Below are 442 nucleotides of genomic sequence, written 5' to 3' on the forward strand. Positions count from 1 at the left end.
GTGCTCCAGCGGTCCGCCCTGTTGCCCGGGGAACACCGCCGAGTTGATCTTCTTGGCGATGTCGGCCTCGTTGGTGAGGATGACGCCGCCGCGCGGCCCACCCAGGGTCTTGTGGGGTGTGGAGGTCACGACGTGGGCGTGCGGCACCGGGGACGGATGCAGGCCGGCTGCGACCAGGCCCGCGAAGTGAGCCATGTCGACCATCAGGTAGGCGCCGACCTCGTCGGCGATCTCGCGGAACCGGGCGAAGTCCAGCTGCCGCGGGTACGCCGACCATCCGCCGATGATCAGCTGCGGCCGGTGTTCCCGCGCAGCTTCGGCAACGGCATCCATATCGACGAGGAAGTCCTCCTTGGACACCCCGTAAGCGGCGACGTTGTACAGCTTGCCGGAGAAGTTCAGTCGCATGCCGTGGGTCAGGTGTCCACCGCAGTCCAGGGAC

The 442-nt window shown here is 67.6% G+C and carries 1 protein-coding gene; it reads right to left on the bottom strand.

What is annotated here, in order from left to right; translation table 11 throughout:
• Window positions 1-442: DegT/DnrJ/EryC1/StrS family aminotransferase (locus RNB18_RS52220; RefSeq protein WP_311721080.1), on the bottom strand; the 442-nt coding region annotated here is incomplete at both ends.

The organism is Streptomyces doebereineriae, assembly GCF_031845645.1.
Classification (GTDB): Bacteria; Actinomycetota; Actinomycetes; order Streptomycetales; family Streptomycetaceae; genus Streptomyces; species Streptomyces canus.